This is a genomic window from Paenibacillus tepidiphilus (assembly GCF_008635795.1).
GTDB lineage: Bacteria > Bacillota > Bacilli > Paenibacillales > Paenibacillaceae > Paenibacillus_AQ > Paenibacillus_AQ tepidiphilus.
Genome location: NZ_VWRQ01000026.1, coordinates 13,937 through 27,580 on the forward strand (window position 1 = coordinate 13,937; position 13,644 = coordinate 27,580).

The 13,644-nt window shown below is 55.0% G+C and carries 11 protein-coding genes; 2 read left to right on the forward strand and 9 right to left on the reverse strand.

Annotated features, from left to right (window positions below):
- Nucleotides 1–18: 18 nt before the first annotated feature.
- The 6 genes from F1379_RS25330 to F1379_RS25355 form a co-directional block, all read right to left on the reverse strand.
- Nucleotides 19–921 (reverse strand): hypothetical protein, encoded by a 903-nt coding sequence (locus tag F1379_RS25330; protein WP_150275259.1) that lies wholly within the window; start codon nt 919–921, stop codon nt 19–21.
- A gap of 210 nt (nt 922–1,131) precedes the next feature.
- Nucleotides 1,132–2,121, reverse strand: a complete 990-nt coding sequence (locus F1379_RS25335) for an ABC transporter ATP-binding protein (protein ID WP_150275260.1) — start codon at nt 2,119–2,121, stop codon at nt 1,132–1,134.
- Nucleotides 2,111–3,097, reverse strand: coding sequence for an ABC transporter ATP-binding protein (locus F1379_RS25340; RefSeq protein WP_150275261.1), 987 nt, complete (start codon nt 3,095–3,097; stop codon nt 2,111–2,113). Before F1379_RS25340 ends, F1379_RS25335 begins: the two co-directional genes overlap by 11 nt.
- A gap of 1 nt (nt 3,098) precedes the next feature.
- On the reverse strand, nt 3,099–3,998 hold the full coding sequence (locus F1379_RS25345) for an ABC transporter permease (protein ID WP_150275262.1): 900 nt from the start codon (nt 3,996–3,998) through the stop codon (nt 3,099–3,101).
- Between the two features lie 38 nt (nt 3,999–4,036).
- On the reverse strand, nt 4,037–4,999 hold the full coding sequence (locus tag F1379_RS25350; protein ID WP_150275263.1) for an ABC transporter permease: 963 nt from the start codon (nt 4,997–4,999) through the stop codon (nt 4,037–4,039).
- Nucleotides 5,000–5,071: 72 nt separating this feature from the next.
- Nucleotides 5,072–7,216, reverse strand: a complete 2,145-nt coding sequence (locus F1379_RS25355) for a peptide ABC transporter substrate-binding protein (RefSeq protein WP_150275264.1) — start codon at nt 7,214–7,216, stop codon at nt 5,072–5,074.
- A gap of 488 nt (nt 7,217–7,704) precedes the next feature.
- Between F1379_RS25355 and F1379_RS25360 the strand changes: the two genes are divergently transcribed.
- Entirely contained in the window at nt 7,705–8,421 is a 717-nt protein-coding gene (locus F1379_RS25360; RefSeq protein WP_338046804.1) for a YwiC-like family protein, read from the forward strand.
- Nucleotides 8,422–8,524: 103 nt separating this feature from the next.
- On the opposite strand, the gene ilvB is transcribed toward F1379_RS25360, so the two are convergent.
- Nucleotides 8,525–10,201, reverse strand: a complete 1,677-nt coding sequence (ilvB, locus tag F1379_RS25365) for a biosynthetic-type acetolactate synthase large subunit (protein WP_150275266.1) — start codon at nt 10,199–10,201, stop codon at nt 8,525–8,527.
- A gap of 532 nt (nt 10,202–10,733) precedes the next feature.
- Here ilvB and F1379_RS25370 point away from each other — a divergent pair.
- A complete protein-coding gene (locus tag F1379_RS25370) occupies nt 10,734–10,979 on the forward strand; it encodes a hypothetical protein (protein ID WP_239004808.1) in 246 nt (81 codons plus the stop codon).
- Between the two features lie 45 nt (nt 10,980–11,024).
- Here F1379_RS25370 and moaA read toward each other — a convergent pair whose 3' ends face one another.
- Together moaA and F1379_RS25380 are read right to left on the reverse strand one after the other, a co-directional pair.
- Nucleotides 11,025–12,041 (reverse strand): GTP 3',8-cyclase MoaA, encoded by a 1,017-nt coding sequence (gene moaA, locus F1379_RS25375; RefSeq protein WP_150275267.1) that lies wholly within the window; start codon nt 12,039–12,041, stop codon nt 11,025–11,027.
- A 66-nt stretch (nt 12,042–12,107) separates the two neighbouring features.
- Nucleotides 12,108–13,598 (reverse strand): MFS transporter, encoded by a 1,491-nt coding sequence (locus F1379_RS25380; protein ID WP_150275268.1) that lies wholly within the window; start codon nt 13,596–13,598, stop codon nt 12,108–12,110.
- Between the last annotated feature and the right edge of the window lie 46 nt (nt 13,599–13,644).

Consider the following 13,644-nt stretch of genomic DNA (forward strand, 5'->3'; position numbering starts at 1 on the left):
AGAAAACAAGCCACGCATTTACGTGACTTGTGAGGTTAACCGCTGCTGGAGAACTGCAGCCAGCTCTTCGGCTGTATCCCATACCATGGGACGGATATCATGAGGCTGTACGGACAGGTTATCGGCGGCGCTTCTGTGAACGGTCCAGATCACCGGGATACCGGAACCCAGCGCATATCCGCCCATGAAATAAATCCCGGATGCCGGGCCGGTGAGGTCTGCAATAATCAGCTGGCTGTCCGAGATCTGCTCCAGCGGACTGGTTCCCTGCTGCTGCGTGTCTTTGGCGGCCAGGAGCTCCGGTTTATATCCGCACTGTTCGATTCGCGGCAGCAGCGCTTCTGTCCAGTCAGTTAGCCATCTGTCTTCATCCGCCAGCAGCACGGAGCAGGGCTTCAGCGGCTTGCCTCCCGCTGCGGCGACGGCTTCGCTCCAGCCCGCTTCCGTCAGCTTGAAGGTCATACCCTCGCGGATCAGCAGCTGCTCACCCTGCAGCTTGTCGATAATATAGACAAGCTCCTGCAGGTTGGCGGAGTAGGTCAGGTTATAGCTTCTGGCGAGCGGCTGGATGACAACCGGCTCCAGCGGTCCCGCGGTATGCCTGCAGATATATTGGAGCAGCCGGCTGCCTTTATCCTCAATAGTCACAGGAATATCCTGATGCTTCACAATGTCAGGCAAATCCCCGGCGGACAGTACAAGCTTATCGCCGTGGTCCGTCCGCTCCCGGATATATGCCGATATAATATGGAACATCTCGCGCTTCTGCGGGTAAGGCAGCGTATTGACGGCTTCGTAGCTGTCGCTCAGCAGGCCGTACGACCCGCCGGGCGAACAGGTGCAGCCGATATATTTATCATAATTCCCTACTTGTTCAGTGGGAACAATATCATCGCAGAACAAACAATGCTTCTTCAGCATGACAATGGATCACCTCATCTTCAAGTGTTACCCATTACCTTAACAAGATTTACGTGAAAAGTCACAAGAAGATATTTCCTGTCCCGTGACCGCAGCCTTAACATTACAGCAAAAAAGCAGAGCATCGCTCTGCTTCAAAGTCTGAATTATTCATGCCCAGATTGGTGCATGTTGTGAGTATTTGCCCTACGCGATTTCACAGGCGGCAGCTTAATTGGCATTCACCATCAGCAGGTTCTGCGTCTCCTCCACGCGGTGGCAGGCGGCGACATGGCACTCGGCTACCGTGCGCTGCAGCGGCTTGGCACTTCTGCAAATATCCGTAGCATACGGGCAGCGCGGATGGAAGGTGCAGCCGCTTGGCGGGTTCAGCGGAGACGGAACCTCGCCCTGAATGTAGACCATCTCCTGCTTCTGCTCCGGCGACTCCGGCACCCTCAGAATCGAATCGAGCAGGACTTGGGTATATGGATGCGTCGGCGTCTTGAACAATTCCTCCGCCGGCGCTTGCTCTACCACCTCGCCCAGATACAGCACGGCGATATCATCACTTAAGTACTCCACCACCGCCAAATTATGCGAGATAAAGATATACGTCAGGTTGAATTCCTTCTGCAGATCGCGCAGCAGCTGAATAACCTGAACCTGTATGGAGACGTCCAGCGCAGAGACCGGCTCGTCGCAGATGATCAGCTTCGGATTAAGCGACAGCGCTCTGGCGATGCCGACCCGCTGCAACTGTCCGCCGGACAGCTCATGCGGATAGGCATACTGGATCTCGGCGGGCAGCCCGACCTTCTCCAGCAGCTCGGTCATCCGTTCACGGCGGCTGGCCTTGGTCCCTAGCTTGTGGATCGCCATCGCGTCTTCAATGGCATCGCCTACGGTCATCCGCGGGCTAAGGCTCGCCTTCGGGTCCTGGAAGATGATCTGCATATCCCGGCGCAAGGCCCGCAGCTTCACTTTCGAGAGCTTGGAGAGGTCTGCGCCGTCAAAATAAATCTTCCCTTTGTCGGACTCCAGCAGCCGCAGCACCATCCGTCCGAGCGTCGACTTACCCGAGCCGCTCTCGCCGACAAGCCCCAGTGTCTTCCCGGCCTCCAGGGTAAACGAGACATTTTCGATGGCATGCAGCTTTTTGCCCTGCACACGGAAAGTCTTTGAGACATTTTCTACACGCAGCAGCGGTTTAGCGGACATGGCAGGCCACCTCCTCGGCATGATGGCAGGCGATTTCATGATCGGTACCAAAAACCCGCAGCCGGGGTACTTCCTGATGGCAGCGTTCAGTTGTATAGGAGCATCGTTCGGCAAAAGGGCAGCCGGTCAATACCGCTGTCAGCGTCTTTGCCGTCTTCGGAATAGGCAGGATTTCTTTTCCTTTATGGCCCACTTCGATAATGGACCGCTTGAGCCCCAGTGAATACGGATGCGCCGCCTCGCGGATGAACTGATCCGTCGTCGCTTTCTCCATAATCTGCCCGCCGTACATGACGATGATCTTGTCGCAGAAATTGGTGGCGAGTCCGAAGTCATGCGTTACCATGACGACGCTCATCCCGCGCTTGCGGCGCAGCTCCTGCAGGAGCGCCAGAATCTGCATCTGTACCGTTACATCAAGCGCCGTCGTCGGTTCATCGGCGATCAGCAGCTGCGGCTCACAGGCCAGGGCGATGGCGATCATAATGCGCTGGCGCATCCCGCCGGAGAATTCATGGGGGTAGCTTTTAAAACGCGATTTGGGATCCGGAATCCCCATTTCCTGCAGCAGCTGCAGCGTCCGGTCGAACGCTTCCTTGCGGCTTGCATATTGATGCGTCAGCATCGCTTCCATAATCTGATCCCCGATGCGCATGATCGGATTGAGGCTGGTCATCGGGTCCTGGAACACCACGCCGATATCGCGTCCGCGGATATCCTCAAGCTGCTTCGGACGCAGCTTAAGCAGATTCCTCCCCTGAAAATTGGCCGTGCCTGATGTGATTTTACCGTTCTCGCGCAGCAGTCCGATCGAGGACATCAGGGTAACCGATTTACCCGAGCCGCTCTCGCCGACAATGCCCAGCGCTTCATTCGCCTCAATCGAGAAGCTGACCCCGTTTACGGCGAATACTTCATCTTCGCTTCTGGAGAATTTCACATGTAGATCATCTATGGACAGCAGCGGTTCGCCCATGTCAATTGCCCCCTTTCGGACTGAATGCTTCCTGGAGACCGTCTGCTACGAACAGAAACGACAGCAGGGTAATGGCAAAGATACCTGCCGGAAAATACAGCAGCCACGGAAACCCGAGGATGTTCTCGCTCGCCTGGGCGATCATGCTGCCGAAGGACGGAATCGGCGGCCGCAGCCCCATGCCGAAGATGCTGAGCCCCGCGATCTGGATCAAATCGCCGGGAATGCCGAAGGCCAGTGCGACCCCCATGCTTCCGACGACATTGGGCAGCATATAGCGCCGCGCAATATGCGCCTGGGAAGCGCCCAGTGCCCGCGCTGCCTCCACCATCTCGCCGTCCCGCATGCTGAGCACCAGGCTGCGGATGAGCCGCGCATATCCTGCCCAGCCGGGAATGCCGATCGCCAGAATCAGGGACAGATATCCCCGCCCCAGCATGATGACCAGAATGAGGGCGAACAGAAATCCCGGTAAGGTCATCATGAAATCAACTGCACGCATGATGATAACGTCTGCGAGACCGCCGCGCAGTCCGGCCCACAGACCGAGGATAATTCCGATAATGAAGCTGACCAGCGTAGCGCCGATGGCAATGATCAGCGCGCTGCGGATACTGTACAGAATCTGGCTGAACATATCATGGCCCACATTGTCCGTACCAAAGATATGTTTCCAGGTCGGCCCTTGATTGATCGCCAGGAAATCGCCTGTACGGTAGTCATACGGTGCCACCCACGGCCCGATGATCCCGGCCAGTACGAAGATTACCACCCAGACTAAGCCGATGACGGCGAGGCGGTGTCTCTTGAACCGCTTCCAGCCCTGGTATAGCTGGGACCGCCGGCGCTGCTTGCTGACAGCCGTATCCGGCGATTGTGTTGCTGTAACCGTACTTGCCAATGGCTCCCCCTCCTATGCTTGTAGAAATGCTTCGCGGATTATAATTTGACCCTTGGGTCAATAAAGGCGTATATAATGTCGACCATGAGGTTCATTATCATAATCATCGAACCAAGCAGGAAGACGGAGGTGATGGCCAGCGGATAATCGAAGCTGGTGAAAGCCATCTGCATCACCTGTCCGAGCGCCGGAATGGCGAAGATTTGCTCTACCCAGATTGTGCCCATCACTGTAAAAGCGAACTGCGGGCCAATAACGGTGATCATCGCGGTCAGGGAGTTCTTGACGCCGTGCTTCATGATCATCGGCCAGTATTTGACACCCTTGGCCTTGGCTGTACGGATATAATCGGACCTCAGTGTCTCAATTAAGCTTCCGCGCATATACCGGGCGACAACGCCGACATTGGCTGCGGACAAACATATGATTGGCAGAATCGCCTGCTTCCAGTTCCCCCAGCCGGTTACCGGGAGAATACCCTGAAATACCACCCCGAAGAGCAATACCATAATGACCGCGAGCACGAATGCGGGAATCGCCTGTCCGGCCAGGGAGATAGTGCTGACTACATAATCCACCCATGTATTCCGCTTCAGCGCTGCAATAATTCCAAGCGGAACTCCGACGATGACCGAGAGCAGCACGGCTCCGAATGCCAGCATAACGCTGATCGGCAGCGTCTGCTTCAGCTGACCCGCGATCTGCAGCGAAGGGTTCTGCATCGAATTGCCGAAATCAAAGGTCAGCTCATGCCAGATATATTTCGCAATTTGCTGCCAGAGCGGGAGATCCAGGCCGTAACGGCTCTGGAATTGCGCCATAACCTCCTGGTAGAGCACCGGGTTCTGTCCCTGCAGGGGAGCCAGTGCCGTAGCCATTGTGCTGGTGTGCATGAATCCGCCCGGAGAATAATACATCATGATATAACTGACGGAAATGACCAGGATCAGCGTGATAATGATCTGGATAATACGCTTGGAAATGAACTTCACTATGGCCATCTTCGTGCCTCCTTTACCGATACGAGGGCACCGCTTGGGTGCCCTCGATTGGCCATTATTAACCGATCCGGATTACTCCACGGAGATCATATGAAGACCGTAGAAGTTGCCCCATGCCCAAGGGTTGGATTGTACCCCTGTAATGCCCGGCTTCACCAGGAAGTATTGCTGCTGGTAGTACAGTGGCACTGTATAGGCTTCTTCCAGCAGATAATTGATGACATTGGCTGCAAGCGGTGCGCCTTCTTCGACAGTCAGCGCGTTGACGAACTGCGTCTGCCACATTCTCAGATTCAGCAGATCCTTGGAAGAATAGGTATTGTAATATACCTGCACATCCAGTGCATTCTGATTCAGCTTGCCGCCCGGAGCGTTAGGTGCAACGAAGGTCCAGGCCGTGACGAAGGCGGAATGCTTCTCATCGTCGGTCTTGGCATTCTTCCAGACATCGACGATCTGCTGCCACTGCTCGGTAAGGGTCGGCAGACCTTCTTGCTTCAGGAAAGGCTGCCATTCGGCCGGCTGCTCCGACGTCCATTTGTCGATGAAAGCGATATCCTCTTTAGCTGCTTTCTCCAGCGCCGCCCAGTCGCTCCACTCTACGCCGGCTTTTTTGTTGTCCGGATCTCCGTACTTCTCGATAGCCGGTTTATAATATACGTCCTTGGTCCAGTCCACGAACTGCTTGGTGGCTTCAAGCGGAGCGTCAAGGGTACCCAGGGAGTACAGCTGCTGTGTCGCTCCCATATCCAGCCCGCCGGGTTCACTCCAGTTCGTAGCACCCGAAGCCAGGATAAAGCCCGGTTTCGCGTCGGCCTGCGGGCCGTTGTACTGGTAAGCGTTGAATTGGGCTTCGTTGAGCTGTACAAGCTCGGTCTTGATGCCCAGGTTCTGCTCCAGGAGTTGACCGAGCGCCAGAGCGATTTGTTCCCCTTGGGCATCGACCTGCTTCACACCGACATACAGGGAGAGCGTCGGCAGTCCCTTGCCGTTCTCATACCCGGCATCCTTGAGCATTTGCTTGGCGGATTCCAGATCTTCGGCAATGCCGGTCTCCAGCTTCTCCGTCGGCCAGCCCGGCGTCGAGAAGATATTGGTGGCTCCGCCCATGCCGTTCAGCACCGATTCCACAATCGGCTTGCGCATAACCGCCTTGGCGATGGCCTGACGCACTTCCTTCTTGTCATAAGGGGATTCTGTCTGCGGGTTGCTCCACAGCAAATATTTGATGGAATACGTCGGTGCCGTATACAGCTGTGCCTTCAGTTCGTCGGACTTCTTGACGTACTGCAAATCCGAGGCGCTCTGGATCAGCACGACATCGGCATGACTCGACATATAATCCTCTACAGGAACCGTCGTAGCCGGGAGAACATGGATCGTCTCAACATTGCCGCGGTTAAGCTGGCCTGCCGGACCGACGTAATTCGGGTTGCTCACCATGATCAGCTCACCGTTGGGAACAAACGATTTGACCGTGTATGGTCCGTTGCCAAGGAAGTTCTCCGGCTCAAACCAGGTTCCCGGATTCGCTTCCACCGACTTCTGATTGAGCGGCATGGACCCCGCCAGCACCAGGCTTCCCAGGATGGCATGAGGCACCGTGGTTGTAATCTCGAAGGTATAATCATCAACGACCTTAAGGCCGACTTCTTCCTTGCTGACCGAGCCGGCATGGTAAGCGTAGCTGTTCTTCACATAGTTGAGTACGCTGAGCCACAGCTGCGCCGTTGTATTGGCCGGATCAAGCTGGTACATGTACGAGTAATAAAAGTCATGGGCCGTCACCGGATCACCGTTGGACCACTTGGCATCCTTGCGGAGCGTGAAGGTCCAGGTCTTTTTATCATCGGAAACAGTATAGCCCGTCGCAATCTTCGGAACGATCTCATTATCCTGGTTGTAGCCGTACAGTCCTTCGAGCAAGGTGCCCTGCCCTACCAGAATCTGCCCCTGCCATTGTGTCGGGTCGAGCGTCGGCATCTTCGGATTGAATACCGTGACCGAGCTGCCTGCTTTGATTTCCGGATCAGAAGCGCTTTCATTTTTGGTTGGCGTTTGCCCCACATCCGCAGCAGGCTTGCTTGTTGCAGCGGCAGTATTAGCGGATGAGTCCGGTTTATTACCATTAGAGCTGTTATTACCGTTGTTACAGGCAGTGGTTGATATTAAGGCGCAAGTCATGAACAATGCAAGCAGGGCATTCTTTTTTTTCATCCTAAAGCGTTCCCCCTCAGAAATCGGTTTCGGTTCAAATAAGCTAACAAGTTATTGTTGAGTTATCACTAAAGTTATTGCAAATGTCGTATTTGGTTAGCACCTCCCGAATGATTGTCGAATGATACGTTGCAGACAGCTTGCTGTTCTCCAGCGCATTGTACAACATTACCAATAGAGTAATCGCTTTCATTCTAAAATTATCCATGTATATTGTCAAGGCAAAATGTAATTTTATGTGTTAGTGAATAAAGTTATTATTAAACTAACTTATAAACTATTTTATTAAAAAACGCTTCGATATACGTCAGCCTGTTTCTGTTTTTATCGCTAATTTCCGCTAATTATTCTATTACCGTCATCTATAATCAATTTGTAAAATCCACTGTGTCCGCAATCACTAAGCCGGCGGTTCGCGAAGCGGTATAGTTATGGTTGGAGCAGCCAGATCGCTGGTCTGCCGGATCTTTCGGATATGGAGGTTAACGATGATGAGAAAATACATACCCAATCAGCACGGAGCCTGGGCCATGCTAATTCTGCCTTTTCTGTTCGGAATCGCTTCTTCCTCAGGCCGGGCTATACATATTCCCTTCTTTATTTGCTGGCTGCTGATCTACTTGTTCAGCTTCCCGCTGCTGCAATGGGTCAAGACCGGAAGACGGGAACGGTACATTCAGCCTGTCAAATTATACGGCCTGTTGCTGCTGCCCTTTGCGGCATATATGCTGATACGCGAGCCGAAGCTGCTCGTCTTCGCCCTGCCCCTGCTGCCTTTATTTGCAGTAAATATTTATTATGCCAAAGCCAAGAATGAACGCGCTCTGCTGAACGACATTGCGGCTGTGCTGGCCTTCTGCCTGATTCTGTTCCCGGTCTTCTATGTCGGAGGCGGCGAGAACTGGAGGGCGGCGGCCGAGCTGTTTCTATTGTCAGCCTTGTACTTTGTCGGCACTGCGTTCTATGTCAAGACCGTCATCCGCGAGCGGAACAATCCCCGCTTCTATTACATGTCCGTGCTGTACCATGTCCTGTTCGCCGCTGCCGGCGCACTCTTCTTCCCTTCCCTGATCGTCCCGCTTGTTATCCTGCTTCTGCGTGCAGCACTATTGCCCAAGACGGGGATTACCGCCAAACGCACGGGAATGCTGGAGATCGGATTTTCGCTGATGCTGTATGTATCTGTGCTCATGCTCTATTTCTAGTACCCGCGCTGCATACGAAAAAGGATGTTCCTCTGCCGGAATCAACGCGGCGGGAACATCCTTTTTGTATATGTAATGGATTGCTTATCCTGCGAACGGCTGGTTACTCGGTAATCATCTCCTGATTGCTGGCACCCGGAGGCACAATAGGGTACACATTCGTCTCCTCGGTGATATCGAATTCCATAATGACCGGTCCTTCGATTTCCAGGGCGCGTGCAATCATCTCCTCTGCCTCGGCACGGGAAGAGGCCCGGAACCCGTGGGCGCCAAAGGAGTGGGCCAGGGCTGCAAAATCGGGTGAGCTGATGCGTACCGATGAATAGCGGCGGCCGTGGAACAATTGCTGCCATTGCCGGACCATCCCCAGGTAGCCGTTCTTAAGCACCGCCACTTTCACATTCAGGTCCAGATCGACGGCTGTCATCATTTCCTGCATGTTCATCTGAAAGCTGCCGTCCCCTGTGATGCAGAGAACCGCCCGTCCGGGGAATGCAGCGGCAGCGCCGATGGCCGCCGGCAATCCATAGCCCATCGTCCCCAGCCCTCCGGATGTCAGAAACGACCGCGGCTCCGAGAACGGATAATACGCGGCAGTCCAGATCTGGTGCTGGCCGACATCGGTTGCAATTATGGCATCGCCCTCCGTCGCCGCCGCCAGACACTTGATAACCTCCGGTCCTGACAGCTTGTTCTCTTGCCCACGGGGTATTTTGGCTGAGCGCTGGGACCAGGTGCGGATCTGCCGGGTCCACTCCGTCAAATCCTGCAGCTTCAATTGCTCCTGTAGTCCGGCGAGCAAATCCCCACAATCACCGAGGATGGCGTGATCCACCTTGATATTCTTGTTCAGCTCGGAGTGGTCCAGATCGATCTGAATCTTATAGGAGCCGGGCGAGAACGCCTTACGCTTGCCGGTGACACGGTCGCTGAACCGTACGCCAAGGCAGAGCACGGCATCCGCAGCCTGCAGAGCGCGGTTGGCCGCTACGGTTCCGTGCATTCCGACCATGCCCAAATGCAGCGGATGTCCGCTGGGCATGGCACCCAGGCCCATCAGCGTACTGGCCACCGGCAGGCCGTACTGCTCCGCCAGCTCCCTTAGGAGCGCCGGCGTATTCCCGCTCATGCAGCCTCCGCCGGCCAGGATAAGCGGGCGCTCTGCCCGGTTCAGCCGTTCGGCTGCCAGCTGAATATCCTGGGCATCCAGCGGATGATAAGGCTCATAGCCCCGGATAGCGGGCGTAACCTCCGCCGGTCCGCGGCTATCCTCCGGCTTCCACTGCGCATTCATCACATTCTTCGGCAAGTCGATCAGGACCGGACCCGGCCGGCCCGTAGTCGCCACATGAAACGCCTCAATCATGATTCGCGGCAGTTCGGCGACATCCCGGACGATGTAATTATGCTTCGTAATCGGCATCGTCATGCCGTAGATGTCCACCTCCTGAAAGCTGTCCAGCCCGATCAGCTCAGTCGAGACTTGTCCGGTCAGCACAATGAGCGGCACGGAATCCATATAGGCCGTGGCAATGCCGGTTACCGCATTGGTCGCGCCGGGACCGCTCGTTACCAGCGCCACCCCGGGTCTTCCCGTCGACCGGGCATAGCCGTCGGCGGCATGGACTGCAGCCTGCTCATGCCGTACCAGAATGTGCTGAATGCCGCTGCAGTCATACAAAGCATCATATAAGGGCAGCACGGCACCGCCGGGGTAGCCGAAGATAATCTCCGTATTTTGTTCGGTCAATAACTGAATCAATAACTGGGCTCCATTCATCGGCTTACTTCGTCTCCTTCGCATTCCGGGTAAATTCGCTTGTTTCTTGGTTACATTAAGGGGGTATATTATAAGTTGATCTATCGAATTTATCTGCTGAAACGTAGATCGCTCAATGCAATTAGTCCGTTTTTTGCACACTGTTTCAGCCTGTGGCGACTTTCCACTAATCCTGCAAAAAAGCTAAACATGACAACCATAAGGTTCTGTCCTGTTTCCCGCTAGGTGAGCTAGGTTTGTGGATTATGGTCGGTTTTTCGACTACATTTGCTCAGCTAGCCTTCACTGCAGCCCATTATGGTCGGTTTTTCAACTACAATTGGTCTATTTTTCGCCACGGCAGGATATTATGGTCGGTTTTTCGCCTACATTTGCCCAGCCAGCCATCACTGCAGCCCATTGTGGTCGTTTTTTCGACTACATTTAGAATGATCAGCCGGACTGCACTGTTTGTCGGGCTGTTCAGGGAAAGGGATGTGTTAGTCGGTCAACTCAAGTGGGTCATGACAAATTCAGCGAGGAGGAAATGATGATGAATATGGATCAGCAATCCGGACAACGTCCGCAGCTGTCGCGGGAGGAACGCGAAGAGATCGGCCGCCGCACCAATGCCGGCTTCGCCCGTGTGGAACGGACGGCAGCCAATGAGCGTGAGGCGGAGATCCCGACCGGTCCGATTGGCCAGCAGCTGACGGAGGAGGAAATCCGCCGCCGGGTCGGCTCCGGCAATTTCGAAACCGCCAAGAATGATCCGCAGACCGGCTCCATTAATAGCTAGCCCGAGCATAGCTAGTCCGAGCAGTATCGAAATGCCAGTTGTCTGTTACCCGCCAATATAGGACATCCCTATTTTGCTGCGTTGCTGCTGCGTCTGCTCTGTGCGCTCATCGGAATAACGGTCTGCCCGGTGCTCCCACACCTCTGTGATGGCAGCCAGCAGGCTGTCGTCATCCGCTCCGCTGCGCAGCAGCCGCCGCAGATCCAGGCCACCCGAAGCGAACAGGCAGGTGTAGAACTTTCCGTCGGAGGACAGCCGGGCACGGGTACAGGAGGAGCAGAACGATTCGGATACCGAGGTAATGAATCCGACCTGTGCTTCGCTCCCCTTGTACCTGTACCGCTTGGCCACTTCGCCAAAATAATGCCGGTCCAGCGCTTCCAGCTCATAGACGCTTTGGAGGCGTTCCAGCATTTCCCGCTTTGTGACCACATGCTCCATACTCCAGCCATTGCCGCCGCCCACATCCATAAACTCGATGAACCGGAGTGTAATCCCCCTGTCCTTGAAGTATCCGGCCATCGGCAGGAGCTCCGATTCGTTCAAGCCGCGCTTCACTACCATGTTCACCTTAACCTCGAACCCGGTGTCCACCGCATGATCGATCTGGCGCAGCACCGTTTCCGGCTTGACGCCCCGCCCGTTGATCCGCCCGAACAGCTCAGGATCGAGTCCGTCCAGACTGATGTTCAGCCTGCGCAGCCCGGCTTCGTACAACGCTTCCGCATGCTGGCGCAGCAAGATTCCGTTCGTCGTTAAGCCGATATCCTCTACCCCGTCCATCTTGCACAGTCTCGCCGTAAGCCCGGAGAGATTACGCCGCAGCAGCGGCTCGCCGCCGGTCAGCCGCAGCTTCCGTACCCCTAGGGCTACGAATAGCCCAGCCAGCCGCTCGATCTCTTCAAAGGTTAGCTGCTCGCTGCTTGGCATAAAGGCATAATCGTCGCCGAACAGCTCCCGCGGCATGCAGTAGGAGCAGCGGAAGTTGCACCGGTCTGTGACCGATATCCGCAAATCGCGGATTGGACGCCGCAGCTGATCTTCTAATGGATGTGCATTCATCTGGTCATCTTCCCTTTCCCGCTGTAACCGCTCCTATGCTGCGTATCCCCGCCGGGCCACAGCTGCTTACTTCCCCGTAATATCGCTGAAAGTGCCTACGTACCTTACATCTTCGCCAGTATCGTCTTTGACAGCGCTGATGTTCAGCCACTGCAGATATTCTTCGCCGTTCTTGCGCCGGTTCCAGATTTCACCCTGCCACATGCCGCTTGCCCGGATCTCCGTCCACATGTCGCGGTAGAATTCCTGCGGTTGCCGGCCGGATTTCAAAATGCTCGGCTGCTTGCCCAGCACTTCCTCTTCGCTGTAACCCGTGAGCTTCGTAAAGGCCGGATTGACGGACTTGATCAGCCCGGACGCATCGGTGACCAGAATCCCCTGGCCGGTCGAATTGAACACCTCCGCAGTAAGCGCCAGACGGTCCTGATAATACAACCAGACCACCAGCACCAGAGAGGCCAGCGCCACTTGCGACAGCAGCATGAATCCGATGGAATACTGCCCGGTGGCGGAATATATCAGCGACAGCATAATCGGCGGGAAGAATCCGCCCAGTCCGCCCATCATCGACACCACACCGTTGGCTATCCCTGCCTGCTTATTGAAATATAGGGGCACCAATTTGAAAATAACCCCGTTGCCAATCCCCGCACTTACGGCAATCGCCAGACAGCCCGCCGTGTAGAGCCCCATGGAAGGCAGAAATGCCAGAACAATGGCGGCTACGGTATAAATACTGAATGTGCCGATCAGCAGAAACAGCGGCTGGAACTTATCGGCGAGCCATCCGCCCACCGGACGGAAGAACGTTGCAGCCGCGATGAAGCCGGCGGTGCGCATCCCGGCATCGACTTTTTCCAGATCGAAGTTGGATACCAGAAAGTTCGGCAAATACACCGTAAACGCTACGAACGACCCGAACGTAATGAAATAGAACAACGAGAAGAGCCACAGCTTCTCATTGCGGGCCACCCCCTTGATCTGCTCAATGATCGGGGTCTTCACCTTGGGCTCACGCCGGTCCCCCAGAAGGAAGTTCAGCACAATGAACACCAGCAGCAGGATCAGATAAATCTTGACGGCCGTGCTCCAGCCGAACCTGTCGGCCACTATCGGTGCAGAGAACGTCGTAATTGCGGTACCGATGTTACCGATTCCGTAAATCCCGTTGACGAGCCCGTGCTTTTCCTTGGGATAATACTTCGGCAGCGAGGTCACCCCTACCGAGAATACCGCTCCGCCGATGCCGAGGAAGAGCCCACCGATAATCAGGTGCGTCATCGTCGTCGCTTCACTGATGAAATAGACCGGAAACAGCAGCAGGATAAAGCTGGTCATAAAAATAATCCGTGCACCTAAAATATTGGCGTAATACCCCAGCGGAATCCGTAAAACGGAGCCCAGGACCACCGGTATGGCGGTAACGATCGCCAACTGGCCGGACGGGATGCTGATGTCCTCGGAAATGTAAGGCATCAGCGAAGAAATAATCACCCACACCATAAATCCGGTAATCAGATTAAGGGTTTGCAGCGGGAGCTGCAGTTTTTTAATCATTTACTCACCTTCTCACCATGTATTCTCCTGATTGTATGTACTGCTG

What these genes read in the sequence shown, in the direction of transcription:
- moaA (WP_150275267.1), bottom strand. Translation starts at nt 12,041, where the DNA reads ATGAATGCACATCCATTAGAAGATCAGCTGCGGCGTCCAATCCGCGAT.
- F1379_RS25360 (WP_338046804.1), top strand. Translation starts at nt 7,705, where the DNA reads ATGATGAGAAAATACATACCCAATCAGCACGGAGCCTGGGCCATGCTA.
- F1379_RS25355 (WP_150275264.1), bottom strand. Translation starts at nt 7,216, where the DNA reads ATGAAAAAAAAGAATGCCCTGCTTGCATTGTTCATGACTTGCGCCTTA.
- ilvB (WP_150275266.1), bottom strand. Translation starts at nt 10,201, where the DNA reads ATGAATGGAGCCCAGTTATTGATTCAGTTATTGACCGAACAAAATACG.
- F1379_RS25350 (WP_150275263.1), bottom strand. Translation starts at nt 4,999, where the DNA reads ATGGCCATAGTGAAGTTCATTTCCAAGCGTATTATCCAGATCATTATC.
- F1379_RS25370 (WP_239004808.1), top strand. Translation starts at nt 10,734, where the DNA reads ATGAATATGGATCAGCAATCCGGACAACGTCCGCAGCTGTCGCGGGAG.
- F1379_RS25335 (WP_150275260.1), bottom strand. Translation starts at nt 2,121, where the DNA reads ATGTCCGCTAAACCGCTGCTGCGTGTAGAAAATGTCTCAAAGACTTTC.
- F1379_RS25330 (WP_150275259.1), bottom strand. Translation starts at nt 921, where the DNA reads ATGCTGAAGAAGCATTGTTTGTTCTGCGATGATATTGTTCCCACTGAA.
- F1379_RS25380 (WP_150275268.1), bottom strand. Translation starts at nt 13,598, where the DNA reads ATGATTAAAAAACTGCAGCTCCCGCTGCAAACCCTTAATCTGATTACC.
- F1379_RS25340 (WP_150275261.1), bottom strand. Translation starts at nt 3,097, where the DNA reads ATGGGCGAACCGCTGCTGTCCATAGATGATCTACATGTGAAATTCTCC.